The organism is Aeromonas sp. QDB54 (assembly GCF_027707385.1).
GTDB classification, from domain to species: Bacteria; Pseudomonadota; Gammaproteobacteria; order Enterobacterales; family Aeromonadaceae; genus Aeromonas; species Aeromonas hydrophila.
The window spans coordinates 1-25,443 of sequence record NZ_JAPCIT010000002.1 but is presented as its reverse complement, the minus strand read 5'-3'; the positions used below and the strand labels follow the sequence as shown (position 1 = coordinate 25,443).

The 25,443-nt window shown below is 62.8% G+C and carries 23 protein-coding genes and 1 tRNA gene; 14 read left to right on the top strand and 10 right to left on the bottom strand.

Annotation, left to right across the window (positions count from 1 at the left end; genetic code table 11):
• The first annotated feature begins 45 nt into the window (after positions 1–45).
• Together PG881_RS01900 and PG881_RS01895 are read left to right on the top strand one after the other, a co-directional pair.
• Entirely contained in the window at positions 46–960 is a 915-nt protein-coding gene (locus PG881_RS01900; protein ID WP_270797874.1) for a hypothetical protein, read from the top strand.
• Positions 961–1,036: 76 nt separating this feature from the next.
• Positions 1,037–1,915, top strand: a complete 879-nt coding sequence (locus PG881_RS01895; protein ID WP_270797873.1) for a hypothetical protein — start codon at positions 1,037–1,039, stop codon at positions 1,913–1,915.
• Positions 1,916–1,998: 83 nt separating this feature from the next.
• Here PG881_RS01895 and PG881_RS01890 read toward each other — a convergent pair whose 3' ends face one another.
• Entirely contained in the window at positions 1,999–3,237 is a 1,239-nt protein-coding gene (locus PG881_RS01890; protein ID WP_270797872.1) for a multifunctional CCA addition/repair protein, read from the bottom strand.
• A 272-nt stretch (positions 3,238–3,509) separates the two neighbouring features.
• On the opposite strand from PG881_RS01890, the gene exeA reads away from it, so the two are divergent.
• The 5 genes from exeA to mltC all read left to right on the top strand — a co-directional run bounded on the left by exeA (position 3,510) and on the right by mltC (position 8,570).
• Positions 3,510–5,156 carry a type II secretion system protein ExeA gene (exeA, locus tag PG881_RS01885; protein WP_194759237.1) on the top strand — a complete coding sequence of 549 codons (1,647 nt, stop codon included), beginning with the start codon at positions 3,510–3,512 and terminating at the stop codon, positions 5,154–5,156.
• On the top strand, positions 5,156–5,836 hold the full coding sequence (gene exeB / locus PG881_RS01880; protein WP_270797871.1) for a GspB family T2SS assembly factor variant ExeB: 681 nt from the start codon (positions 5,156–5,158) through the stop codon (positions 5,834–5,836). Before exeA ends, exeB begins: the two co-directional genes overlap by 1 nt.
• Positions 5,837–6,033: 197 nt before the next feature.
• Positions 6,034–7,095, top strand: a complete 1,062-nt coding sequence (mutY, locus tag PG881_RS01875; protein ID WP_270797870.1) for an A/G-specific adenine glycosylase — start codon at positions 6,034–6,036, stop codon at positions 7,093–7,095.
• An 8-nt stretch (positions 7,096–7,103) separates the two neighbouring features.
• Entirely contained in the window at positions 7,104–7,376 is a 273-nt protein-coding gene (locus PG881_RS01870) for an oxidative damage protection protein (protein WP_005305420.1), read from the top strand.
• 93 nt (positions 7,377–7,469) lie between these two features.
• On the top strand, positions 7,470–8,570 hold the full coding sequence (gene mltC / locus PG881_RS01865; protein ID WP_005305423.1) for a membrane-bound lytic murein transglycosylase MltC: 1,101 nt from the start codon (positions 7,470–7,472) through the stop codon (positions 8,568–8,570).
• A gap of 68 nt (positions 8,571–8,638) precedes the next feature.
• On the opposite strand, the gene PG881_RS01860 is transcribed toward mltC, so the two are convergent.
• Positions 8,639–9,019, bottom strand: a complete 381-nt coding sequence (locus PG881_RS01860; RefSeq protein WP_011707500.1) for a YgiW/YdeI family stress tolerance OB fold protein — start codon at positions 9,017–9,019, stop codon at positions 8,639–8,641.
• 237 nt (positions 9,020–9,256) lie between these two features.
• Between PG881_RS01860 and PG881_RS01855 the strand changes: the two genes are divergently transcribed.
• Positions 9,257–10,273, top strand: coding sequence for an SGNH/GDSL hydrolase family protein (locus PG881_RS01855; RefSeq protein ID WP_270797869.1), 1,017 nt, complete (start codon positions 9,257–9,259; stop codon positions 10,271–10,273).
• A 59-nt stretch (positions 10,274–10,332) separates the two neighbouring features.
• Here the strand turns inward: PG881_RS01855 and PG881_RS01850 are convergent, their stop codons facing one another.
• Entirely contained in the window at positions 10,333–11,067 is a 735-nt protein-coding gene (locus PG881_RS01850; protein ID WP_270797868.1) for a substrate-binding periplasmic protein, read from the bottom strand.
• Positions 11,068–11,300: 233 nt separating this feature from the next.
• On the opposite strand from PG881_RS01850, the gene ompA reads away from it, so the two are divergent.
• Positions 11,301–12,359 (top strand): porin OmpA, encoded by a 1,059-nt coding sequence (gene ompA / locus PG881_RS01845; RefSeq protein ID WP_270797867.1) that lies wholly within the window; start codon positions 11,301–11,303, stop codon positions 12,357–12,359.
• Between the two features lie 85 nt (positions 12,360–12,444).
• Here ompA and PG881_RS01840 read toward each other — a convergent pair whose 3' ends face one another.
• Genes PG881_RS01840 through PG881_RS01830 form a run of 3 tightly spaced genes read right to left on the bottom strand, consistent with a single transcriptional unit; the run spans position 12,445 to position 15,933 of the window.
• Positions 12,445–13,014, bottom strand: coding sequence for a PqiC family protein (locus tag PG881_RS01840; RefSeq protein ID WP_016352114.1), 570 nt, complete (start codon positions 13,012–13,014; stop codon positions 12,445–12,447).
• A complete protein-coding gene (gene pqiB, locus PG881_RS01835; RefSeq protein ID WP_017409490.1) occupies positions 13,014–14,660 on the bottom strand; it encodes an intermembrane transport protein PqiB in 1,647 nt (548 codons plus the stop codon). The genes PG881_RS01840 and pqiB overlap by 1 nt, the downstream gene beginning before the upstream one ends.
• Complete coding sequence (locus tag PG881_RS01830) at positions 14,653–15,933, bottom strand: paraquat-inducible protein A (RefSeq protein ID WP_011707506.1); 1,281 nt, start codon at positions 15,931–15,933, stop codon at positions 14,653–14,655. Before PG881_RS01830 ends, pqiB begins: the two co-directional genes overlap by 8 nt.
• A gap of 177 nt (positions 15,934–16,110) precedes the next feature.
• Between PG881_RS01830 and hfq the strand changes: the two genes are divergently transcribed.
• Complete coding sequence (hfq, locus tag PG881_RS01825) at positions 16,111–16,473, top strand: RNA chaperone Hfq (protein WP_011707507.1); 363 nt, start codon at positions 16,111–16,113, stop codon at positions 16,471–16,473.
• Positions 16,474–16,612: 139 nt separating this feature from the next.
• On the opposite strand, the gene PG881_RS01820 is transcribed toward hfq, so the two are convergent.
• The 4 genes from PG881_RS01820 to dapA all read right to left on the bottom strand — a co-directional run bounded on the left by PG881_RS01820 (position 16,613) and on the right by dapA (position 20,984).
• Positions 16,613–17,203 carry an HAD family hydrolase gene (locus PG881_RS01820; RefSeq protein WP_270797866.1) on the bottom strand — a complete coding sequence of 197 codons (591 nt, stop codon included), beginning with the start codon at positions 17,201–17,203 and terminating at the stop codon, positions 16,613–16,615.
• Positions 17,204–17,268: 65 nt separating this feature from the next.
• Positions 17,269–18,372, bottom strand: a complete 1,104-nt coding sequence (locus tag PG881_RS01815) for an EAL and HDOD domain-containing protein (RefSeq protein WP_011707509.1) — start codon at positions 18,370–18,372, stop codon at positions 17,269–17,271.
• 4 nt (positions 18,373–18,376) lie between these two features.
• Entirely contained in the window at positions 18,377–20,017 is a 1,641-nt protein-coding gene (locus PG881_RS01810; protein WP_270797865.1) for a GGDEF domain-containing protein, read from the bottom strand.
• 94 nt (positions 20,018–20,111) lie between these two features.
• On the bottom strand, positions 20,112–20,984 hold the full coding sequence (dapA, locus tag PG881_RS01805; RefSeq protein ID WP_011707511.1) for a 4-hydroxy-tetrahydrodipicolinate synthase: 873 nt from the start codon (positions 20,982–20,984) through the stop codon (positions 20,112–20,114).
• A 280-nt stretch (positions 20,985–21,264) separates the two neighbouring features.
• Between dapA and rsmC the strand changes: the two genes are divergently transcribed.
• The 4 genes from rsmC to PG881_RS01785 all read left to right on the top strand — a co-directional run bounded on the left by rsmC (position 21,265) and on the right by PG881_RS01785 (position 25,312).
• Positions 21,265–22,293, top strand: coding sequence for a 16S rRNA (guanine(1207)-N(2))-methyltransferase RsmC (rsmC, locus tag PG881_RS01800; RefSeq protein ID WP_270797864.1), 1,029 nt, complete (start codon positions 21,265–21,267; stop codon positions 22,291–22,293).
• Positions 22,294–22,442: 149 nt separating this feature from the next.
• Positions 22,443–23,660, top strand: a complete 1,218-nt coding sequence (glgC, locus tag PG881_RS01795) for a glucose-1-phosphate adenylyltransferase (RefSeq protein WP_011707513.1) — start codon at positions 22,443–22,445, stop codon at positions 23,658–23,660.
• Entirely contained in the window at positions 23,650–25,110 is a 1,461-nt protein-coding gene (gene glgA, locus PG881_RS01790; RefSeq protein WP_124251894.1) for a glycogen synthase GlgA, read from the top strand. Before glgC ends, glgA begins: the two co-directional genes overlap by 11 nt.
• A gap of 116 nt (positions 25,111–25,226) precedes the next feature.
• Positions 25,227–25,312, top strand: a tRNA-Leu gene (locus PG881_RS01785).
• The last annotated feature ends 131 nt before the right edge of the window (positions 25,313–25,443 follow it).

Here is a 25,443-nt window from a genome sequence, read left to right as displayed (position 1 = left end):
CGCCACAGCCGCTACACTCAACTCAATGTGACAGCAGTGAGCGGTATGATGAACCACAGAGTGATGATCCTCGGGCTGCTGGCCGGCAGCCTGTTCTTCTCCCCCCTTCTGCCGGCCCTGGACATAGTGACCCACGTCAGCCCGGAGAGTGAGCGGGACCTGCGCACCCTCTACGGCCAGCAGCTGCTGCAACTGGCGCTGGAGAAGACCCGCGACAGCTTCGGCGACTACGAGCTGCGACCGGCCCCGCCCATGAGCCGAACCCGGCTGCGTCAGGTGCTGCAGTACAACCTCTACCCCAACCTGCTAGCCATCGACAGCTTCCCGCGCCCGGAGGGGAGCCACGATCTCGACTACGTCCGCTTTCCGGTGGATCTCGGCATCCTCGGCTATCGCATCTGCTTCGTCAGCCCCAAGCAGCAGCAAGCCGTGGCCCAGGTGCGCACCCTGCACGAGCTGCAGCAGTTCAGCCATGGCCAGGGCCGCGGCTGGCAGGATGCCGAGATACTGCGCAGGGCCGGCTTCAAGGTGCAGGAGGTGGAGGGCTACGAGCGGCTGTTCAAGCTGGTGGTGCGCGGCCGGGTGGATCTGTTCTGCCGGGGGGCCAACGAGCTGCTGACCGAACTGGATACGCACCGGGATCTGGGGCAATTGACGGTCGACCAGCATCTGGCGCTCTACTACCCCTTCATCCACCTCTTCTACAGCCACAAGGACAACCAGCACGCCCTGCGCCGGGTTCGGGCCGGCCTGCAACTGGCCTGGCAGGATGGCTCCCTGCAGGCGCTCTGGCTCAAGACCTTCAAGCCGGCGCTGGATTTTGCCAGGCTGGACCAGCGGCTGCTGTTCAGGCTGGACAACCCCTTGCTGCAGGGGCTCGACTTCGATTACCAGCCCTATCTTTACGATCCCCTCACCCAGCGCTTCGGGCCCGGCGAGCCGGCCAGCGGCAAGCAGTGACTCCGGCGGCTCCCCGCTCGCCGCCGGGGAGAGCCACTACACTCAGAGGAGTCTCAGCCTTTCACAGGAGCTCATGATGCACTGGACCCCGCTGCTTGCCCTGCTGCTGGCCCTGCCCGTGCTGGCCAGCCCGACCCTGTTCACCTACATGAGTCCGGAGAGCGAGCATGATCCCAGAAGCACCTATGATCGCGAGCTGCTGCACCTGGCGCTGGAGAAGACCCGCGCCAGCCATGGCGACTACCGGATGCAGGCCGCGCCCCCCATGACCTTGGCCCGGATGTGGGTCAGCCTGCGCTTCAATGACTACCCCAACCTGTTCGCCATGGACAGTTACCGCTCCGACCGGGACATGAGCGGCATCGACTACGTGCGCTTTCCCATCCACCTCGGCATCGTCAGCTACCGCATCTGCTTCGTCAGCCCTGAGCAGCAGAGCGCCGTCGCCGGAGTGACCAGCCTGGAGGGGCTCAAGCGCTTCGACATTGGTCAGGGCAAGGGCTGGCTCGACGTGCAGATCCTGCAGCGGGCCGGTTTCAAGGTGCAGGAGGTAGAGGGCTACGAGCAGCTGTTCAAGATGGTGGCACGCGGCCGTTTCGCGCTCTTCTGCCGCGGGATCAACGAGTTGCCCCAGGAGAAACTGAATCACAGTGACGTACCCGGACTGGTGATAGATGAGAATGTGGCGCTCTACTATCCGCTGCCCAGGGTCTTCTTCACCCACAACAGCAACCAACAGGCCATCGAACGGGTGCTGCAGGGGCTCAAGGCCGCCTGGCGCGACGGCTCCCTGCAGGCGCTCTGGCTGAATACCTTCAAACCCTCCCTGAGCTTCGCCCACCTCCATACCCGCCGGCTGTTTCGGCTGGAGAATCCCTACATCGAGGGGATCGACTTCAACTATGAGGCTTACTACTACGACCCCGTACAGGGGCGCTTCGGCCTCGGTGAATAGCCGCCTGCCGTGCAGACGCTGCAATGAAAAAGCCCGGGTCAGTGACCCGGGCTTTTTTGTCCATGTCTCGTCTCTATACCTCGTCAATCCTCGAGGAAAGTCCACTCGTCGCGCACCCGGCTGATGGCATCGAGCCGCCGCTTGGCCAGCTGTTCGCGAATAGCCTCCCCCTTGAACCCGGCCGCCACTATCTCCTTCACCGGCACGGCCTGGGCCGCCGCCAGCGCCTGCGCCACATAATCGGGCTCGGCATAGACCCGCTCCTCGAAGCCGGTGCGGCCGTGGAAGTCGGCACGGCAGGCGTCCAGCAGCTGGGCGAAGCGCTCCGGCCTGCGCCAGGCATCGGCTTTGTCGAACACCTTGAGCAGGGTCGCCGGCTTGAGCTCGAAGGCGATATGGATATGGGTGTGCAGGTCGCTCACCAGCAGCGCCAGATCGCGGCACTCGTTCGGTACCCGGAACCGCTCGCAGAAATCGCGGATCAGCGGCAAGCCCTTCTGGCCGTGGCCGTGGTGGCTCGGCCAGAACTCCGGCGGGGTCAGCCCCTTACCAAAGTCGTGGCACAGCGCCGCGAAGCGCACCGCCAGTTCGGGCGAAAGCCGACAGGCATGTGCCAGCACCATCATGGTGTGGATGCCGGTATCGATCTCCGGGTGCCACTTGGCGGGGGCAGGCACCCCGAACAGGGCATCCAGCTCGGGGAACAGGGCCGCCAGGGCGCCGCACTCGCGCAGCACCTCGAAGAACACCTGCGGGGTCGGTCCCAGCAGCACCTTCTCCAGCTCCTTCCAGACCCGCTCCGGGGTCAGGTGGGCCAGCTCGCCGGCCTCGGTCATCTCGCGCATCAGCGCCAGCGTCTCGGGGGCCACCACGAAACCCTGGGCGTGGAAACGGGCGGCGAAGCGGGCCACCCGCAAAATGCGCAGCGGATCTTCGGCAAAGGCGGGGGAGACGTGGCGCAGCAGCCGTTGCTTCAGATCCTCGATGCCGCCATAGGGATCGTGCAGTTGCCCCGCCTCATCCTCGGCGATGGCGTTGACGGTGAGATCACGGCGCAGCAGATCCTGCTCCAGCGTCACCTCCGGCGAGGCGTGGCAGACGAAGCCGGTATAACCGCGCCCCTGCTTGCGCTCGGTGCGGGCCAGCGCATACTCCTGCTGGGTCTTGGGGTGCAGGAACACGGGAAAATCGCGGCCCACCTGGGTAAAGCCCAGTGCCAGCATCTGTTCCACGGTCGCCCCGACCACCAGGTGATCCCTGTCGCCCTGCGGCAATCCCAGCAGGCGATCCCGCACCGCGCCCCCAACCAGATAAGTCTGCAAGCTGTGTCTCCCTTGATAAACCTGTCCCGATTATACCGGTTTGGCCGGTGGAGACTATGGCTGCCCCCATCCCCCATTGGCGGGAACGAGCCGATGACGGCCCCATGAGAGGCAAAACGCCCCTCGCCACCCGCCTCGCCAGCCAACCCGGCAGCACCCTTTCTCCCGCCGACAAATCAGGGTGCGCGCTGGCCCCCCTTATGGCATCCGGGTCTTTGACATCCCTTTGGGGAGGCTTTAACCTGCCGCCCATAACAACGGAATGGATCCTTATGTACACACAGTTCTTCGGTCTGTCGGAGCACCCGTTCTCCATCTCGCCCAATCCCAAATACCTCTACATGAGTGAACGCCACGGGGAAGCCCTCGCCCACCTCAACTACGGGTTGCAGGATGGGGGCGGCTTCGTGCTGCTGACCGGGGAAGTGGGCACCGGCAAGACCACCGTCTCCCGCTGCCTGTTGCAGCAGTTGCCGGCCGAGACCGAGATCGCCTACATCCTCAATCCATCCCTGACCGAACGAGATCTGCTGGCGGCCATCTGCGACGAATTCCAGCTGGCCTATGGCCAGGATGCCGGCCTCAAGCAGCTGTTCGACCTCATTCGCGATCACCTGCTGGCCAATCTGGCAGCTGGCAAGCGCAGCGTGGTGCTGGTGGACGAAGCCCAGCACCTGCTGCCCGGCGTGCTGGAACAGTTGCGCCTGCTCACCAACCTGGAGACCGACGAGAAGAAGCTGCTGCAGGTGGTGCTTATCGGCCAGCCCGAGCTGCAGCAGATGCTGCGCCAGCCCCTGCTGCGCCAGCTGGCCCAGCGCATCACCGCCCGCTACCACCTGCTGCCACTCTCCTGCCAGGACGTGGACGCCTACGTCCGCTTTCGTCTGCAGGTGGCCGGCTGCGTGCAACCCATCTTCACCCCCAAAGCGATCCAGACCCTGCACCGCCTCTCCGGCGGTATCCCGCGCCTCATCAACCTCATCTGCGACCGCGCCCTGATCGCCGCCTTCGCCCGCGGCAGCCACAAGATAGTGCACGGCGACATCAGCCTGGCGGCCTTCGAGGTGAGCGGCATCCGTGACGAGGGCACCTGGCAGTCCGGCTTGATGGTGGCGCTGGTCGGTGCCTTGCTGGTGGCCACCGGCTGGTGGGGCTGGCAGTTCTTCGGTTTCTTCCCGACCCGCCCGGTAGTCACGGTGGAGGTGCCGGTCAAGGTGGACGACACCCCGGAGCAGCAGGAGCAGCTGACCCGCGCCATCAATCAGGCGCTGGAACCGGACAGCGCCATGCAGAATCTCTACAAGGTGTGGGGCTACCAGACCGAGCTGGAAGAGGCGACCTGCGACAACGCGCCGCGTGCCGGCCTGCGCTGCCAGGAGGGCGAGGCCTCCCTGGCCGATCTGCAGGCCCTGCAGTATCCCGCCCTCGTAAGCCTGACCGACGAGACCGGCGGCACCTATTACGCCACCCTGGTCAATCTCGGGCCCGACAAGGCCAACCTGCTCATCGGCAACCAGAGCTGGCAGGTGGACAGACAGTGGCTGAGCGATTACTGGGGCGGCAGCTACACCCTGCTGTGGCGCATGCCCAAGGGGGGTGTCACCCTGATCGGCAACAACGCCGGCCCCAGCCAGGTGCAGTGGCTCGACAACGCCCTCAGCCGGGCCCTGCAGCAGCCGGATCGCAAGGTCCGCCGCTTCGATGCCGAGCTCAAGACCAAGCTGCAGCAGTTCCAGCGCGCTCAGGGGCTGAACCCGGACGGCATCGCCGGCAGCAACACCCTGCTGCGCCTCAACGTGATGGCTGGCGAACCCATGCCGAAGCTGGAAGACCCAGCCCAGCGGGCCAGCAAGCCGGCCAAGCTGGATCCGGCAGAGGATGACGATGCCATCAACACACTGTCGGAGGAGGCTTCCTGATGTCCACCCTGCTCAAGGCGCTGCGGCGGGCCGACCAGCCCCAGTTCACCCCGCACATCCCGGCGATGGGGCTGCCGGTCAGCCAGGAAGAGGAACAACCCAGGCGCTGGATCTGGTGGCTGCTGGCCCCGCTGGCGCTGGTGATGGGGGCCGCCGCCAACTACGGCTGGCACCTGCTCAACAACCGCCCCATCGAGAAGACGGTGGAGGTGAAAGAGGTGGTGACGCCGCCCTTCGTGCGGGTCGAGCCCAGGCCGATGATCACCCGTCCGCTGCCACCGCCGCCGCCCGAACCCGTGGTCATCCCCAAAACCGATGCCCAACCCGCACCGGCGCCCGCCGACAGCAGCCAGGGGCTGGCCGAGCGCATTCTCAATGCCCTCAACAACACCCCGTTGCAGCAGAGCGCGCCACCACAGGTGCCGGAAGAATTGCAGGCCACGCCGCTCAGCGCCCTGCCGCAGGCGCTCCGCCAGCAGGTGCCGCCGCTGGCCTACGGTGCCCACGTCTTCTCCTCCAACCCGGCCAACCGGGCCGTGACCCTGAACGGGCGCACCTACCGGGAAGGCAGCGAGGTCGCCCCCGGCGTCACCCTGCTCGCCATCGCCCAGGATTACATCATCCTGCAGGTGGGCGGCCAGAACGTCAGCCTCAAGGCGCTGCAGGACTGGCGCGGCTGAAGCGCGCCCCTGCCAGCCCGAGGCTGGCCACCATTTCAAGAGGGAGCCTGAGAGCTCCCCTTTTTAATCAATAACATGAGAACAACGTGAGCAATCCGAACAACACCACCTTCGCCAACCGGGCGCTGCACTGGTATCAGCGCCAAGACCGCTACACGTTAGTCAATTTAGTTTTAAATCAATAATATGAGCATAATGTGAACAACTCAGATAACGCGACCTTCGCCACCAGGATCCTGGACTGGTATCAGCTCCACGGCCGCAAGACCCTGCCCTGGCAACAGGAGAAGACCCCCTACCGGGTCTGGGTCTCGGAAATCATGCTGCAGCAGACCCAGGTCGCTACGGTCATTCCCTACTATCAGCGCTTCATGGCCCGCTTTCCCGACGTGCTGGCACTGGCCGACGCCCCCGTCGACGAGGTGCTGCACCACTGGACCGGGCTCGGCTATTACGCTCGCGCCCGCAACCTGCACAAGGCGGCCCAGCAGATCCGCGACCTCCATGGTGGACTCTTCCCGGAGCGGCTGGAGGAGGTGATGGCGCTGCCGGGGATCGGCCGCTCCACCGCGGGTGCCGTGCTCTCCCTCTCCCTTGGCCAGCCCCACGCCATTCTCGATGGCAACGTGAAGCGGGTACTCACCCGCTGGCTGGCCCTGCCCGGCTGGCCCGGCCAGAAGCAGGTGGAGAACGATCTGTGGGAGCTGGCCACCCGCCTCACCCCCAAGCTCGGGGTGGCCCACTACAACCAGGCCATGATGGACATGGGGGCCACCGTCTGCACCCGCAGCAAGCCCGCTTGCGAGCGCTGCCCGGTGCGGGAGGATTGCCAGGGGCTGTCGCAGGGCAACCCCACCGCCTACCCCCACAGCAAGCCCAAGAAGAGCATCCCGGCCCGTACCGGCATCATGCTGCTCATCCGCCACGGCGATCAGCTGCTGCTGGAGAAGCGGCCGCCGCAAGGGATCTGGGGCGGGCTCTACTGCTTCCCCCAGGTGGAGTCGGACGCCGAAGTGGCAGGACTGTTGCAGCGGCTCGGCCTGACCGGCAGAGAACCCCGTGAACTGGCCGGTTTTCGCCATACTTTCAGCCACTTTCACCTCGATATCCGGCCCATGCTGGTCGAAACCGACGCGCCGCCGGCCCCCCTGCTCATGGAAGCGGATAACCGACTCTGGTATAACTTACGCCATCCTGCAGAGGTGGGTCTGGCGGCCGCCACGGCCCGTCTGCTCGCCTATCCGGACTTACAACCATAGAGGTCAACATGAGCCGTACCGTATTTTGCCAGCGCCTGAAAAAAGAGGGCCCGGGTCTCGATTTCCAGCTCTACCCCGGTGAACTCGGCAAGCGCATTTTTGACAACATCAGCAAGGAAGCCTGGACCGAGTGGCAGAAGAAGCAGGTGATGCTGATCAACGAGAAGAAGTTGAACATGATGAACCTCGAGCATCGCCAGCTGCTGGAGAAAGAGATGGTGAACTACCTGTTCGAAGCGGGTGAAGTGGCCATCGACGGTTATACCCCGCCCAGCAAATAATCCGTGAACGGGGCCGGCCTGCGCAGGCCGGCCCCGCCGACTCACGGCAACGACGGAAGTGACGGGCGGCCCGCCGCCCAGTTTGAGGACTCTATGGGCCGAATTTTCTGGCTGCTGTGCACCCTGCTGTTTCTCTCTGCCTGCTCATCCTCCCCCAAGCCCAATGGCAACGAGGATGACGATCTCGTCAACGGCAAGGACATCCGCGGTTTCGAACACATGATCAGCGCGCTCTCCCACAATGTGAACGAGATATGGGGGCGTGAGGCGCTGTTTGCGGGCAAGTTTGACTACGTCAAATACACGGATCAGTACAAGAGCCGGGCCCACATCGACTTCTCCAGCGGCCACATCATGGTCGAGACCGTCTCCGGCATCGACCCGCGGTCCCACCTGCGCCGCGCCATCATCGAGACCCTGCTCACCCCGGACGATCCGGCGGAAGTGGATCTTTACTCCGACGCCGAGATCCTGCCCGGCGGCGAGCCCTTCCTTTACGGCCAGGTGCTGGACAACCAGGGCCAGCCGATCCGCTTCGACTGGCGCGCCGAGCGCTATGCCGACTACCTGCTCAACACGGCGATGAAGAAGCGCACCCTGGGCATTCGCACCATCTTCTTCGTTGACATCCCCATGGTGGCCAACCACGAGGATAGACGGGGCTACAAGTACGCCAGCCTGATCCGGGAAGCCTCCCGCAAGTACGGGGTGGCCGAGAGCCTGATCTACGCGGTGATCAAGACCGAGAGCAGCTTCAACCCCTATGCGGTCAGCCATGCCAACGCCTACGGCCTGATGCAGGTGATCCCGGCCACCGCCGGGCGGGACGTCTACGTGCGGGTCAAGGGCAAGAGCGGCCAGCCGACCCGGGAGGACCTGTTCAACCCGGCCTACAACATCGACGTCGGGACCGCCTACCTGCACCTGCTGCAGACCGTCTATCTGGTGGATATCCAGGATCCGCGCTCGCGCCGCTACGCCGTCATCTCCGCCTACAACGGCGGCGCCGGCGGGGTGCTCAACACCTTCTCCAGCGACCGCAAGGCGGCGCCCGGCATGATCAACCAGCTCTCGCCCGAGGCGGTATACCAGATCCTGACCGAACAGCACCCCAAGGCGGAAGCCAGGCGCTATCTCTACAAGGTCAATCAGGCCGAGAAGGGCTTCAAGCGCACGCTGGCCCGCACCGGCTAAGCAGATCAACAGCAAAAGGGCGCCTCCATGGAGGCGCCCTTGTTACGTCTGGCGTAGGGGTTCAGGCCTTACTTGGCGATGAAACCGCCCTTGCTCTGCGGGGCGGCGCCCACCTTCTCCAGGCTCTCCACCTCTACTTCGGTCTTGTTCCAGCTGTGGTCCACCTCGCCACGGATGCGGATCAGATCGTCCGGGCCCACCTCGGTGCCACGCCACACATCCTGATCCACTTCCACTTCCACCTCGCCACTGGCGTCGCGGAACATGTAGTTCTCGCCGCCCAGGTGCTTGACCAGCTTCCCTTCCAGGGTGGCCCAGCTGTCATCGGCCAGATCCTTCAACTGCGCGACGGACACCTTGTTCTGCTCCTGCGGGCCGGTATAGGCCGCCATGGCGAAAGAAGAGATGGACATCAGGGTCAACAGACCGATTACGCTTGCCTTGTTCATTTCATGCTCCTGTCATTGGGTACGGGAGCAGTGTGCCGGCCGGTGCGTGAAACAAACGTGAAGCCTCCCCATCTGGGGGACAGCGGTGTGACCGTAATCGATTTAATCCATATCGCATACTGCGAAATTAAATTCGGCTAGATACCCTGCAAGATGGCAAAACAGCTTCCCAGCACCTTTGCCTATCGAGGAACAGTCTGCAGGCACCACCTGCTTCCAACCAATGAGAACAACAAGATGAAGAAATGGTTTGTGTGTTTATTGGGACTCTTCGCGCTGACAGTTCAGGCAGCCGACAGTCGCCCCGCCTTCTCCCGGATCGTGATGTTTGGCGACAGCCTCTCCGATACCGGCAAGATGTACAGCAAGATGCGCGGTTACCTCCCCTCCAGCCCCCCCTACTATCAGGGCCGCTTCTCCAACGGGCCGGTCTGGCTGGAACAGCTGACCCAGCAGTTCCCGGGGCTGACCATCGCCAACGAGGCGGAAGGGGGCGCCACCGCGGTGGCCTACAACAAGATCTCCTGGAATCCCAAGTATCAGGTCATCAACAACCTGGATTACGAGGTGACCCAGTTCCTGCAAAAGGACAGCTTCAAGCCCGATGATCTGGTGATCCTCTGGGTCGGTGCCAACGATTACCTGGCCTATGGCTGGAACACCGAGCAGGATGCCAAGCGGGTGCGCGACGCCATCAGCGATGCGGCCAACCGCATGGTATTGAACGGCGCCAAGCAGATTCTGTTGTTCAACCTGCCGGATCTGGGCCAGAACCCCTCGGCCCGCAGCCAGAAAGTGGTCGAGGCGGCCAGCCATGTCTCCGCCTACCACAACCAGCTGCTGCTGAACCTGGCACGCCAGCTGGCCCCCACCGGCATCGTCAAGCTGTTCGAGATCGACAAGCAGTTCGCCGAGATGCTGCGCGAGCCGCAGAACTTCGGTCTGAGCGACACCGAGAACGCCTGCTACGGCGGCGGCTATGTGTGGAAGCCGTTTGCCTCCCGCAGTGCAGCCAGCGTCGCCAGCGACAGCAGCCTCTCCGCCTTCAACCCGCAGGAGCGGCTCGCCATCGCCGGCAACCCGCTGCTGGCCCAGGCCGTTGCCAGCCCCATGGTACGGCGCAGTGCCAGCGCCCTCGACTGCGAAGGCAAGATGTTCTGGGATCAGGTGCACCCCACCACCGTCGTACACGCCGCCCTGAGCGAGCGGGCCGGAGCCTTCATCGAGGCTCAATACGAGTTCCTCGCCCACTGATGAAAAAGGGCCGACGACAGTCGGCCCTTTTTGTTGTGCAGCCCCGGCGGGCCCACCGCTCAGCGGTAGCGCTTGACGATGCCGTCGTAGATGCCGTTCTGCTTGATGGTGGCCAGCGCCTCCTGCAGTCGCTTGATCACCTCGGGCGGCGTCTTCAGACTCGCCGCCACGTACAGATCGCCCCCGGTAAAATCCTCGATGTCGTGCACTATCTTGAGGGCCTCCGGCCCATAGCCCGCCTGGCGAGCATAGTAGTTGGCCGTCTCCTGCGAGACCGGCCAGAGATCGATGCGCCCCATCAGCAGTTTGAGCATGTTGGCCTCGTGGTTGTTGTTGCGTTGCAGGTTGGAGAACTTGCGACTGATCAGGTACTGCTCCAGCGCGTCGTTGCGCACCGTACCGATGGACCAGGCCCGTGCCTGCGACAGCTGGCTGAACGGCTTGATGTCGTCCCGCTTGGCCAGGGCGAAGACGTGAAAATTGATCTGCGCTATCGCCCCGATCCACTGGAACTGCGCCTCGCGCTCGGGGAAGCGGCTGATACTGTAGATGAGCACGTTGGGGCGGTTGCGCGCCAGCGAGATGGCCCGCGCCCAGGGGTAGATGTCCAGCGTATATTCGAAGCCGGCCTGCTCCAGCATGGCCTCCACCACCTCGGTGCCCAGCCCTTTGACGTCAGCCTCCTCCAGATAGTTGTAGGGCGCATAGTCCTCGGTCACCACCTGCAGGGTCTCGGCCGCCCAGCCCGGCGCCAGCCACAATGCCCAGCACAGCCATATCCATCTGATGTTCATGCCCACCTCGCAGCAAATCCGCCTCGGTTAACTATTGCGCTCCCTCGCCAGAGCGCAAATCCCCGCGGCAAATTGCGGCAATGGTAATCACATTATGTTTTATATCAGTTGGTTGAGAACCTGCTTAAAGCGACTACCCTTAATCTGTTGTGGCTATGCTATAAGCCCCGACCCATAAGGAGAGGCGACCCTGTCAACCTCCCCCCGACAATATGAAATTGCAGAGGCTCAACATGAATAAAACACTGATTACCTTGCTGGTTTCAGGCTTGCTTACGGCCAACGCCCAGGCAGCCGGACAAGACAATACCTGGTATGGCGGTGCCAAGCTGGGTTGGTCCAACTTCTATGGCGTCGATCACAACCAGGACATCAAGGACAACTACGCCATCAGCGAAGAAGACAAGAATGACGTCGGCGCCGGCGCCTTCCTCGGCTATCAAATCAACCAGAACCTCGGTGTCGAGCTCGGTTATGACTGGCTCGGCAAATACAAGTACACGGCGACCGACAAGCTGGTCCCCACCGACATCAGCCGGGACGAGATCAAGGCCCAGCTGGCCCAGCTCACCATGAAGATCGGCCTGCCGGTCAGCGAGAGCCTGGATCTCTATACCCGCCTGGGTGGCGCCTACGCCTGGACCGACAGCAAGCAGCTGGACAATGACAACGGCGCCGCCTTCGTCGGTGCCCTGGGCGCCGAATACGCCTTCAACCGCGACTGGGCCGCCCGTCTCGAATACCAATACACCACCCCGCTCGGCGACAAGGCACTCGACAAGACCGGGGCCGAACTCGACAACGGTCTGCTGGCGGTCGGCGTGGTCTATCGCTTCGGTCAGGTAGCCCCCGTGGTGGCCGCACCGGTGCCGGCCCCGGCGCCCGAGCCGGTGGTGGTCGACAAACAGTTCACCCTGAGCTCGGACGTGCTGTTCGACTTCAACAAGGCCACCCTCAAACCGGCCGCCGGCCAGGCGCTGGATAACCTCTACAGCCAGATTGAGCAGGCCAGACCCAAGGATGGCGTCGCCACCGTGATCGGCTATACCGACCGCATCGGCTCCGATGCCTACAACCAGAAGCTCTCCGAGCAGCGCGCCCGGACCGTCGCCGACTATCTGGTCGGCAAGGGCCTGCCGGCAGGCAAGGTCAACGTGGAAGGTCGCGGCAAGGGCAATCCGGTCACCGGCGACAGCTGCACCAGCAAGTCCAAGAAAGAGCTGATCGTCTGCCTGGCCCCGGATCGCCGGGTTGAGGTCAAGGTCGAAGGGATCTCGGAAGTTCAGCAGTGATCCTCAAGCGTGGCTGACGGCCACGAATGAAAAAACGGGAGGCCAAGGCCTCCCGTTTCATTTTGGGTCGTGCATAAGCACAGCGTCAGGCGCCCTTGCGCACCTCTGCCGCAATCTGGTCGAGCAGTTGCTGCCAGCCAGCTCCCAGCTCGCTCACCAGAGTGCCGTAACCATCGGCCGGCAACACCCGCACCTGCTGGAAGGGGACGTCACGCAGTACAGTGCCCTCTTCGGTCAGCAGGCGCCAGCGGCCGCTCAGCACGGCGCGTCCGTCGTGGCGCCCCTGGAAGCGCTCCACCGAAATAGTCAGCACCGGCCCCTTGCGGGCACCGTCCTGCCGCACCACCCAGCCCGGCAAGCGGCTGGAGAGGCCGTTCAGAGTCAGCTGATCGAGCTGGGCATCCAGCGACCCCGCCCAGCGATGGTACTCGGCGAAGTGCAGCTCCTTGCCCTCCAGCTGATAGACCAGGCTCATCCGATCCAGCTGGCCGGACAGGGACACCGGCTTGAGCACCAGCTGGTGCTGCGGCTGAGCCACCACCGCGGCCGCTTGCTGCGCCTCGGCGTCGAGGGAGTAGTAGTGCAGCTGCGTCGGCGCAGAACTGCAACCCGCCAGCAGGCCCAGCAAGGCCAGCGCCATCATCTGTTTCTTCATCATTGACCTCGCTTGGGCTCGGGATCACGGGGGCGAGCCCGATCGAAAATCAACGAGCTCGGCTGCTCGTTGAGCGAATGCACCAGCGGCTGCAACTCGCGCATCAACTGGTTGAGCGACTGCACCGACTGCCGCAGATCCTGGTTGGTCTGGGAGTTGGCATCGTACTCCTGCAGCGTGCTCTGCAACTGCTTCAGGCTGTCGTTGAGGGACGCCGGCAACTGCTGGGTCGCGCTCTGACCGGTGAACTTGTCCAGATTGGCGCTCACCGCACTGACGTTCTTCAGGGTCTGCTCCAGGGTCACCAGGGTGTGGTTGACCTGGTTCAGCGTCTTGGCGGTGTCCATGTCGACGAACTTGTCGAGGATCTGGTTCACCTTGCGCTCAATCTGATCCAGCCCGGCCTGTACGGTCGGGAACACCTGATAGCCCGCCAGCTTGGTGGGCTGGAACTTGGGCGCATCCGGATAGAAGTTCAGATCCACCACCTTGCCACCGGTCAGCAGGCTGGAGGTCTTGAGCGTCGCCCGCAGCCCCTCCTTGAACTGCCGGCCGAACAGCGCCCGCCACTGCTCCTTCTCCGCGTTGGCATAGCGGTGGGAGAGGCGCTGCACCTCGATCCGCGCCAGTACCGGGATCTGCCGGCTCTGGAACATCTGTACCCCTTTCTCGTCGATGAGATAGGGGGCCGAGATGACGGTGCCGACCCGGATGCCGCGATACTCCACCGCCGCGCCCGGGTGCAGGCCGCCGACGCTGTCCTCGAACAGGAACACGTAGTCGATGAACTGATCCAGGCTACCGGCCAGTACGCTGGCCTGATCCTGGAACAGGGTGAAGTCGTCCATCTGCTTGACCGGCTCGCCGGGCGCCCAGCCGGGCGGCAGCCCCATGGTGATGCCGCCATCCAGCAGGCTCTCCAGCGAGTCCATCTTCACCTTCATCCCCTCGCTGCTCATGGAAACCTCGAAACCCGGGGTCATCCAGAAGCGGGAGTTGCTGCTCACCAGCACGTCATAGGGGGCGTTGATGAAGATCTGATACTGCATCTCGCTCTTCTCGGGCAGGAACTTCGCCTCTTCCACCTGGCCGATGGTGAAGCCCTGATAGTTGATGGGCGAGCCGACCCCGAGCGCCCGGGTGTCGCGGCTGCTCAGCGATAATCGCAGCCCCTTGGCGTCCTGCGAGGCCAGTGGCGGCTTGTCCAGCATGGCATACTCGTCGCGCGCCTTGCCCTTCTTGCCGGGTGCCAGTTCGATGTAGGCGCCGGAGAGCAGGGTACCGAGGCCGGAGACCCCCTCCCGACCGACCCTGGGCTTGACCACCCAGAACTGGCTGTCCTTCTTGAGCATGCCAGCGGCGGCGTTGGTCAAACGGGCCTTCAGCACCGCATGGCTGTAGTCCTCGCTGAGCTCCACCGCCTCGATGCGGCCCACTTCCACCTCGCGGGAGCGGATCACCGTCTTGCCCGCCACTATGCCTTCGGCCGTCGCCACCGTCAGGGTGAAGCTGGGACCTTGTGAATACCAGTGCTGGAACAGCATCCAGATCCCGATGAACAGCGCCAGCAGCGGCACCATCCAGATAGCGGCGGCCGAGCTCAGAAAATCAGAGCCGGGTTTCCACCTTTTCTTACGCTCACTCACGTTCGCGTTCTCCTTGTTGTAAATCCCAGATCAGGCGGGAATCGAAGCTCATGGCAGCCACCATGGTGATCAGCACCACACCCGCAAAAGCGACGGCCGCAGGGCCCGGATAGATGGTCATCAGGTTGTCGAGCCGGATCAGGCCCGCCAGAATGGCCACCACGAAGACGTCGATCATCGACCAGCGTCCCACGAATTCAGTCATGCGATAAAGCTTGAGCTTGCCAAGGGGCGATGCCCCCTGGCCGCGCTGTACCATGTAGCAGAGCCACAGCAGCGCCAGGATCTTGACCAGCGGCACCACCACGCTGGCGAAAAAAATCACCGCGGCAATGGGATAGGAGCCCATGGCCCACAGCAGCACCACCCCGCCGAGAATGGTGGAGGGGCTGTCATCCCCGAGGAAGACGGTGTCCATGATGGGATAGAGGTTGGCCGGGATGTAGAGGATCACCGAGGTGAAGAGCAGCGCCCAGGTCCGGTTCAGCCCACCCGGTTTGCGGCTGTGCAGATGATCGCCGCACCGTTTGCAACTGTCGGCTCCGGCCTCGCTCAGGGCGCCGCAGATGTGGCAGCCCACCAGGCCGGAGGTCATGGCGCTGGCCTCGTCATCCTCCACTGTCAGCCCGTGCAGCTCGCTCGGCCCGAACAGCCGTTGCCACAGCCACATCCGGTCCAGCGACGAGATCATCTTGATCAGCAGCACCGTGTAGCCGACGAACGCCCAGAACGACAGACCCATCTTGATGTCGGCCATCCCCATCAGCTTGACCAGCGAGATAAGCACCCCGATGAGGAACACATCCACCATCAGCCAGGGCTTGATCCGGCACAGCAGCCGGCCGAGGGAACGCAGGGCGTTGCTGTGCAGATCCTTGTCGACCCGCCACAGCACCAGCATGATGGAACCGATATAGACCAGCGGCAGGCCGATCAGGGTCAGGCTCAGCACGGCCCCGAGGAACAGATAGCCCTGATCCACCAGGGTGGTGATGCACTGTAGAAAGGTCATCTCCTGCCCCACCCCCTTGGCGGAGAAGGACATGAAGGTAAAGGAGTTGGAGAGCACGAACATGATGATGGCCGCAAAGCCGTAGGCGATGGGCCTGCGCTCCTGCTCCGGCAGATGGCGGCTCAGGGTGTGACCGCAACGCGGGCAGCTGCTCGCCTCCCCCACGGCCAGCGTGGTGGCCGGCACCAGCAGGTCGCACTCTTCGCACGCGGTGGCGTCATGGGTATAGGTGGGTTGGTGTTGGTGTGAAACCGGATGCAAGATGAAACCCCAGCATGAGGCCCGCCACGGGGCCAGAGCCGCCAATTATTACAGCAGCGGCCCGCGCCGACCAGCCCTGTCGTTGCACCATCCGGGTCAGGTGTGAGAATGACTTTGACAAGCAAGTGACCATTTAGCACAATCAAACGCCACTTTTTTTCCGCGGGACAATAATTTATGACAACTGAATCCCCAAGCTACTCCACGATTGAGCAAGCCTTCTCCCTCGGGAACGGGCAAGATTCTGCCCTCAACTGGTTGCGCAAGAATCGCAGTCAGGTCGCCATCTTCCTGGTGAGCGGCATCAAGCTGGAGGGGACCATCAGCGGTTTCGACCAGTACAGCGTGCTGTTGACCGATGCCCACGGCAACCAGCAGCTGGTCTACAAGGCCAAGATTTCCACCATCGCCATGCACTCCGGCCGGCCGCAGGTCAGCATCCAGCGTGCCCGCAAACCCCGCGTCTCCATGGCGCCGCGCCCCCACGGCGCTCCCGGTCGTTATGACGACAACCAGGGCGGCGGTAGCAGCGAGCAGTAATGCACTTGCCTGGGTCACCCCGACGCCATTGCTGCGTCAAAGGGTGACCGAGTCCATTCTCATGTATCATGTCTGTCCCGTATGAGAATGGGCTCCACTCTTCCTCCGAGTGGACCCATCCGTTTTCTCTCTCTTTCCTTCAATACTGCAAGTCGACCGGTCGGCCATCCCTGACCATGCAGGTCTGCATCCCCGCAGCCTGACCGGCCTGCACGCCGATCCCCGTATCCTCGAATACCAGACAGCCTGCCGGCTCGACCCCCAGCCGACGAGCGACCAGCAGAAACGTATCGGGATGCGGTTTGTGCAGCTCCACGTCATCGGCGGTCACCACCACGGGGAAGTAGCGATCCAGCCCGGTATTGCGCAGCACGGCCTCGGCATTGATGCGGGGCGAGCCGGTGCCGATCCCCATCGGGATGCGGCCATGGTAGCGCTCAACCAGTTCCAGCATGGCCGGGAAAACGGTCGCCTTGTGCAGGTTGGCCACGTAGTGTTCGGTCTTGCAGCGGGTCACGATGAGCGGATCCAGGGCGATCTGCTGCTGCTCGGCCACCAGCAGGGCGATTTTGCGGCTCGGCATACCGCCCAGCTCATAGAACCAGTCGGCATCGAAGTAAAAGCCAAATTCGCGGGCCGTGTGCGCCCAGGCGGCGAGGTGCAGCGGCATGGAGTCCACCAGGGTGCCGTCGAGGTCAAATACCAGGCCTTGAAATCCGGATAGGGTCATGTGCGGAGTCTGTCTCTGAACAAAGGGCCCCCATTCTAGCCAGAGCCATCTTTGCTCGCCACGACCTAGGTGGCGAGAAACGCTTGCCCCCACATTTGTGCCTGAAAATAGATGGGCGTCAGTCTGGCGGGCTCCAGCTGATAAGTAGGTGCCAGCTGGGCCAGCAAGGGCCAATCCCCCTGTTCATAGCTCTTCACCAGCTGGAACAGATGAAACAGCGGCCCCTCGCGAGACTCCAGCGCCCGCCTCACGTCCTTGGGCAGGTGAGCCTTGAGCTGCTCGGAGAGCAGCGAGCCATCCAGTACCAACCCTACCAGAAAGGCCCAGCTGGCAGCCGCCTTGCCGAGCGCATTCAGTGCGATCAGCTCGCAGAAGCGGCCGCGGGCGATGGCCATGCGGGTGCAGGCCTCCGGCATGTGCTGACTGACCCTGGCCAGCCCGTAGATGAGCACGAACTTGCGGATTTCCTGCTCCCCCAGATAGGAGAGCGCCCGGGTGACCGAGACGATGGGGCTGGCGTGATCGAAACCGGGGGCGTTGACATAGCTCAGCAACTGCCCCGGCAACCAGGCATCCTGCTCCAGCAGGGTGGCTACCCGGGCGAAGGAGAACTCCTCGCGGCAGATCAGCTGCAGTATCTCCTGCACCAGCTTCATGTCCGGCTGGGCGGCACGCTGATTGACCAGCTCCGGGCGGGCGAGAAAACCGCCGGCGAAGAAGTCGACCCCCGCCTCCTTGAGCGGCAGGAAGTCTCCCCAGGTCTCGATGTCGAGCGCCATCCGCTTGTGCTCCGTCGGCTGGCGGATCCCCTCTTCGCCCATCCAGAACACCAGCAGCCGGGAGGCGTTGAACCAGCGCGGCTCGCGCTGGGCACCGTGCACCGCCAGCCGGCGCCGGTAGTCGCGCCACTGTTCCAGCACGGGGAAAGAGGCGGGCAGCCGATCGGCCGAGGCCTCGACCAGCGGTATGGTGTCCTGATCAAACAGCAGGGGGCGCAGTTCATCGAGCTGCTCGTGGGTGAAGGGCAGCAGGTATTGCCGCCCCTGTGCCAGCAGCCGGCACTGGGCCGCCAGCAGCGTCCATTCGGACGGGTCGGCAAGCTGGTAGTCGATGCCATAGGCGACGAGGGCGAGGCGGCGGTTGAAGATGGGATAGCGACGTAACAACATGGGCTCACCGATAGGCTAGCGTACACGCCCTCCCCTGCGATTTGGCATGATAGAGCGCCTGATCAGCCTGTTCGGTCAAGCTCTGCCATGTTCCATCCAGCGAGGGAACCAGATAGCTAAAGCCTATGCTAACCGTAATGAAATCAGCAACTCGGGAGGCCGGATGCGGGATCTTTAATTCGCTGAGCCCCTGGTGAATCTGTTCCGCCAATCGCTCCGCTTCGCCGGGTTGCGGACCACACAACAGGATCACGAACTCTTCGCCACCGTAACGGGCCACCAGGTTGGTGCGCCGCCGCTCCGCCTCTTGCAGCAGACGGGCCACCTGTTGCAGACATTGGTCCCCCTTGGCGTGACCGAAGTGATCGTTGTAGGACTTGAACTCATCCACATCGATCATCAGCACCGCCAGCAGGTTTTGATGGCGGCGCGCCCACTCCCACTCTCGCTGCATGGTGAGATCCCAGTGGCGGCGGTTGGCGATGCCGGTCAGCGGATCCTCCAGTGACAGCAGCGACAGGCGCTTGTTGGCCTCCTCCAGCGCCCGGTTGGTCTCCGCCAGCTGCATGGTGCGCTCGCTGACCCGCTGCTCCAGTTCACGATTGAAACGCTCAAGCGCCTCCTGGGTGCGCTGGCGGATCAGCAACTGGGAGAGCATGGCCGCATACTGCTTGAAGATCTCGCTCTGATAGGCCTTGAGCGGGCGACGCCACAGCAGGTTGTCGGCCGCAATCCAGCCGATCGGGGTGGCGCCGTCCCACAGCGACACCATGGCGTTCCAGCCGCGACCCACCTCCTGCTTTTCGTAGTAGAGCGGCGCATCCTCCAGCACCAGCACATAATCCTTGCGGTGCAGCGCCTCCTGCACCGTGGGGTGATCCGGAATGGGACTGATGAAGTGGTGTTCGTCGATCAACTCGCCCGCCTCGTTGGTACCCCAGGTACCGTGCATGGTCTTGAACTCAGCGTCGACCAGGAAGATGGCGATGCGATCGAACTGCAGATCCTGGCGGGCCAGCACCACGGCCTCACGCAGCAGTTGATGCTCGCTGTCGCAGCGGGAGAGCTGAACTCCCACCTGATGTAGCGCCTGCAACATGCTGAGGAAGGAGCCTTGCAGCGCCTGGCTGCGGATGAGGTCTGCCTGGGTATGCAGTCGTTGATCCCGCTCCAGATCGATCTGGCTGGCGAGCAACCGGCTCTCCAGCTCGGCGGCAAGATAGTGCATCAGCAGCTGAATGCTCTGTTGCTGGCGACGGGAGAGGCGATCGAGGCGACGACGGGTCTCCAGATAGACCACCGCCTCCAGCCCCTTGTGGCGCTTGAGCGGGAAACAGGCGCGCAGGCGTGTCGTCTGCGGTTCAACCGTCTCCCAGATGTCGTGAGGGTGGGCTAGCTGCTCCACCACCAGCTGTCCCTTGTCGAGGGCATGCTCGATGAAAACGATTGGCAGCTGGAGCGTAGCAAGGGCGTCGGCAGTCAGGCAGATCAGCCCCTGTTCGAGCTGAAAGCTGTATAGCTGGGACTCGGGCGCCCGCAGCCACAAGTAGATCTGTTCGGCTTCGGTTTTTTCCCTGACTGCCGCCAGCGTCACTTCACAGAGATGTTCAAAACTGGTGAAGTGCTCTGGATCCCATTCCTGCATGCCTGCCATCCTTGGTTGTATCCAAGCGAGTATATCGGCAAACTTTGCACTTTAATTGACTAGCCAGTCAAAAGCGCGATCCAGAGCCCACTTTTTATAACAGATTCAATGCCTGCATCGCGTCACGAATGCGGGTGCGCGTCGCCTCGGACAGCGGCATCACCGGCAGGCGGCACTCCTCGCTGCAAAAGCCCAGCAGGGAGACCGCATACTTGGCGCCGGCGGGGCTCGGCTCGGCAAACATCGCCTGATGGAGCGGAATCAGCTTATCTTGCAGCTCACGCGCGGCTTGCCACTGGCCGGCCAGCGTGAGGTTCTGCACTTCGGCCACCAGCTTGGGCGCCACGTTGGCGGTCACCGAGATGCAGCCCTGACCGCCGCCAATGTTGTAGGCCACGGCGGTGGCATCTTCACCGGACAGCCAGGCAAACGGCTTCTTGATCAGCTGGCGTTCGGTCCAGGGGCGGGCCAGATCGCCGGTGGCGTCTTTCACCCCGGCAATGCGCGGCAGCTCGGCCAGGCGGGCCAGGGTGGCCGGTTGCACGTCGACGATGGCGCGTGGCGGGATGTTGTAGACGATGATCGGCTTGCTGGTGGCGTCGTGCACCGCCTTGAAGTGGTGGTAGAGCCCCTCCTGATTGGGGCGGTTGTAGTAACCGGCCACGTGCAGGGTGGCATCAGCCCCCGCCTGCTCGGCATGACGGGTGTATTCGATCGCCTCGACCGGGTTGTTGGAGCCGGCCCCGGCGATCACCGGAATGCGGCCCGCCACCAGCTTGACCACCAGCTCCACCACCCGGCAGTGTTCGTCATGGGTCAGGGTCGGGCTCTCGCCCGTGGTGCCCACCGGCACTATGCCGTGGGTACCCTGTTCGATATGCCACTCCACCAGACGCGCCAGCGCTTCTTCATCCAGCTTGCCCTGTCGAAAGGGGGTGATCAGGGCGACGATTGAACCTTTGAACATGGAATTTCCTTCTCCGTTGACTCATGAATGTGGCAATAAAAAACCCCGGTACGATGTGCGCAACCGGGGTTTGAATCTGCTCAGGGATGAGAGGTTACGCGCGAACGTCGGCAGGCCCGAATGTCAGGCTTTTTTTATGCTTTCGTTTCAACCCGTTGAACCGCATTGCGTCATCTCTGCTCAAAAAATAGTGTCTGGGCATATTTCGGGAACACGGCATAAATGTCAAGGCGAAAGCGGCTATGTATAATGGCCGCCCAAAATTGCGTGGAGAGACCCGATGAGCAGCCCGATCAGTGCCGTCAGCCAGATGCTGGAACGAAACCAAGCCCTCTTTGTCGGCAAGCGGCTGCTGGTGTGCGGCGCGCTGGAGGATGACTATCCCCGCCAGCTGGCGACCCTGGCCCACTCCCTCACCGTCTTTACCACGGACTACTGCTACTACCGCAGCCAGCAGGCCGCGCTGGGGGATGCCATCCTGTTCGACCATCAGCTCGGCGGCGCCCCCCGTTTCGATGCTCTGCTGCTGCTGATGCCCAAGGCCAAGGCCGAGGCCCAGTATCTGCTGGCCATGATGACCCCGCTGCTGGAAGCCGGTGCCGAGCTGTTCCTCGCCGGTGAAAACCGCGGTGGCATCAATGGGGCCGACAAGCTGCTGGCCCCCTACGGCGACAAGCCGGTCAAACGCGACTCGGCGCGCCGCTGCTCGCTCTATCACGGCGAGCTGAGCAAACCGGTTGAACCGTTCGAGCTGGATAGCTGGTTTGGTCGCTATCAATGCCAGGCCGGCGACACCGAACTGACCGTGCTGGCCCTACCCGGCGTGTTCAGTGCATCCGAACTGGATCTCGGCAGCCAGATGCTGCTGGCCAGCCTGCCGGCCATGCAGGGATCGCTGCTCGATTTCGGTTGCGGCGCCGGGGTGATTGGCTCGGTGCTGGCCAAGCGCAATCCCGGGCTCAAGGTCACCATGGTGGATATCAACGCGCTGGCGCTGGAGTCCAGCCGCCGCACTCTGGCCATCAACGGCCTGCAGGGCGAGGTGCGGGCATCCGATGTCTATTCCGACATTCAGGGGAAATTTGACCGGATCGTCTCCAATCCGCCGTTCCACGCCGGCCTCAAGACCTTCTACGCGGCCACCGAGACCTTCCTGGCCAAGGCGCCGGATCATCTGCAGTCCCAGGGCTCGCTGACGATAGTTGCCAACGCCTTCCTGCGATATCAGCCTATACTGGAGACGCACTTCAAACGGACTGAAGTGATCAGCAGCGATGCCAAATTCAAGGTCTATCTGAGCAAAGTGTAAATAAGTGTAACCAGTCACCGGAAACAGGTAGAGAGCCCCATACGGGATCTGATAAGGTAATTGTCACACCTCAAACCACCCCTTTAGGGGTGTTTTTTTGCATCAAGCTGAAAACCTTTTCATAGTATGAATTCAGGGAGAGAAATACGATGGCAGGCATACTCACCATGATCCTGGCCGGCGGCGAAGGTACTCGCCTCCAGCCACTCACCACCACCCGCAGCAAGCCCTCGGTTCCCTTCGGCGGCAGCTACCGACTGATCGACTTCGTCCTCAACAACTTCGTCAACGCCGACTTCCTGCGCATCTACGTATTGACCCAGTTCAAGTCCCAGTCCCTCTATCTGCACATGAAGAAGGGCTGGAACATCGTCGGCATCACGGATCGCTTCATCGACCCGATCCCGGCCCAGATGCGGATGGGCAAACGCTGGTATGACGGTACCGCCGACGCCATCTACCAGAACCTGCGCTTCATCGAGATCTCCGACCCCGAGCACGTCTGCATCTTCGGCTCCGACCACATCTACAAGATGGACGTGAGCCAGATGGTGACCTTCCACAAGCAGAAGGCCGCCGCCCTGACCGTCGCCGCCCTGCGCATGCCCATCGAGGAGGCGAGCGCCTTCGGGGTGATCGAGGTGGATCAGGAGGGCCGGATGATCGGCTTCGAAGAGAAGCCCAAGCGGCCCAAGCACATCCCCGGCGATCCCACCCAGGCGCTGGTCTCCATGGGCAACTACATCTTCGAGACCGAGGCGCTCTATCGCGAACTGAAGCGCGATGCCGCCGAGGAGAACTCCAGCCACGATTTCGGCAAGGACATCATCCCCAGCCTGTTCCCGCGCGCTCCCGTCTATGTCTATGACTACAGCACCAACGTCATTCCGGGCGAGAAACCCAACGTCTACTGGCGCGACGTGGGGACGCTGGACTCCTACTGGCAGGCGCACATGGACCTGGTGGCCGACGATGCCCCCTTCTCTCTCTACAACCGCAAGTGGCCGCTGCATACCCACTACCCGCCGCTGCCGCCCGCCACCTTCGTCGATACCGACGACTGCAAGGTGAAGATTGCCAACTCGCTGATCTCCGGCGGCTGCTTCATCCAGGGCAGCCAGATCCAGCGCTCCATCCTGGGTTTTCGCTGCAACGTGGGGCCTTGCAGCCACATCAGCGAGTCGGTTCTGCTCGGGGACGTGAAGATCGGCGAGGGCTGCTCCATTCGCCGCGCCATCATCGACAAGAACGTTGAAATTGCGCCCGGCACCGTGATCGGTGAAAATCTGGACCATGACAGAGAACGATTTACCGTGTCCGAAGGCGGTATCGTCGTGGTACCTAAGGGAGCAAGAGTTGGCTATTAACCCACTGAAAATCCTGTTCGTTGCCTCGGAAGTTGAGGGGCTTGTGAAGACCGGGGGCCTGGCGGACGTGGCCAGAGCCCTGCCGCTGTACCTGGCCCAGAAGGGGCATGATGTCAGGATCATGCTGCCCTTCTACAAGACGATAAAGCGACGGGATGAGGCCAAACTGCTGGTCTCGCGCTGGCTGCCAACCCACCCGGGCCTGCCGGATATCGGCTATCGCATCTATCAGATGGATCTGGAGGGAGTCTGCGTCTACCTGCTCGACTGTCCGCAGTACTTCGATCGCCCCCAGCTCTACGCCGAGAACAACCAGGCCTATCCGGACAACGGCGAGCGCTTCGCCTTTCTGGCTGCGGCCGCGCTGCATGCCAGCGAGCAGCTCGCCTTTGCCCCCGACATAGTGCACTGCAACGACTGGCACACTGGCCTGCTGCCGCTGCTGCTGAAAACCCGTCACGCCCACAACCCTTTCTTCCAGCACACTCGCAGCGTGATCAGCATTCACAACGCGGCCTTTCAGGGGGTATTCGAGCGCCAGCAGTTCTGGGCCGTGCCCGAGATTGCCGACTACGAACAGCGCATCAGCTACGACTACGGCCACGTCAACCTGCTCAAGTGCGGTGTGCTCTATGCCGACAAGATCAACGCGGTCAGCCCCAACTATGCCAGCGAATTGCTGACCCACCTGGGTGCCCACGGCATGGCCAGCATCTTCCAGCAACGGGCGGCGGATCTGCGTGGCATCCTCAACGGCTGTGACTATCAGGACTGGGATCCGGCGTTTGACGACTTCCTGCCGGCCACCTATGACGTCGACAACCTGGCCGGCAAGTGCATCTGCAAACAGAGCCTGCAACAGGAGACCGGCCTGCCGGTGGTGGATCTGCCCATCTATGGCATGGTGTGCCGGCTGACCGAGCAGAAGGGCGTTCACCTGCTGCTGCCGGTGCTGGACAAGTTTCTGCATCACAAGGTGCAGGTGGTGATCGTCGGCTCGGGGGATCCCTCCCTCGCAGCTCAGCTGCAGACCCTGACGCAACAATTCCCGGACCGGCTCGCCTTCATCAACACCTATGACGACCGGCTCGCTCATCTGGTGGAAGCGGGTGCCGACTTCTTCCTGATGCCCTCCCTGTTCGAACCGTGCGGACTCAACCAGATGTACAGCCTGGCCTATGGCACCCTGCCGCTGGTGCGGGCCGTCGGCGGCCTGAAAGATACGGTGGTGGACTGGGATGCCGACCCGGAGCACGCCACCGGCTTCTGCTTCAACGATCCGACCGCCAACATCTTGCTCGATGCCATGCGCCGCAGCCTGCTCTACTACCTGCAGGATCCCGAACAGTTTGCCAGGGTGCAGCGCAATGCCATGAACACCCGCTTCAACTGGCCGGATTCGGTCACTCAATACGAGCAGATGTATCAGGACGCACTGGCCCGCCACTGAGGCTGATTGCTGAAGTTTTGTCCCCTTGATGCTGCTTTGAACGTCAACAGCGAAAAAAGTCCCCTTTGGCTGTTGACGCTCCTTCAAAACTCTATAGAATCCCCCACCGCAGTGATGCGAAGGTGGCGGAATTGGTAGACGCGCTAGCTTCAGGTGTTAGTGTCCCACGGATGTGAGGGTTCGAGTCCCTCTCTTCGCACCATACTGCAACATGCTTTATCAGACAGCATGTCAATCCAGACTGATAACCCGAATGTGCGAAGGTGGCGGAATTGGTAGACGCGCTAGCTTCAGGTGTTAGTGCCCCCCGGGTGTGAGGGTTCGAGTCCCTCT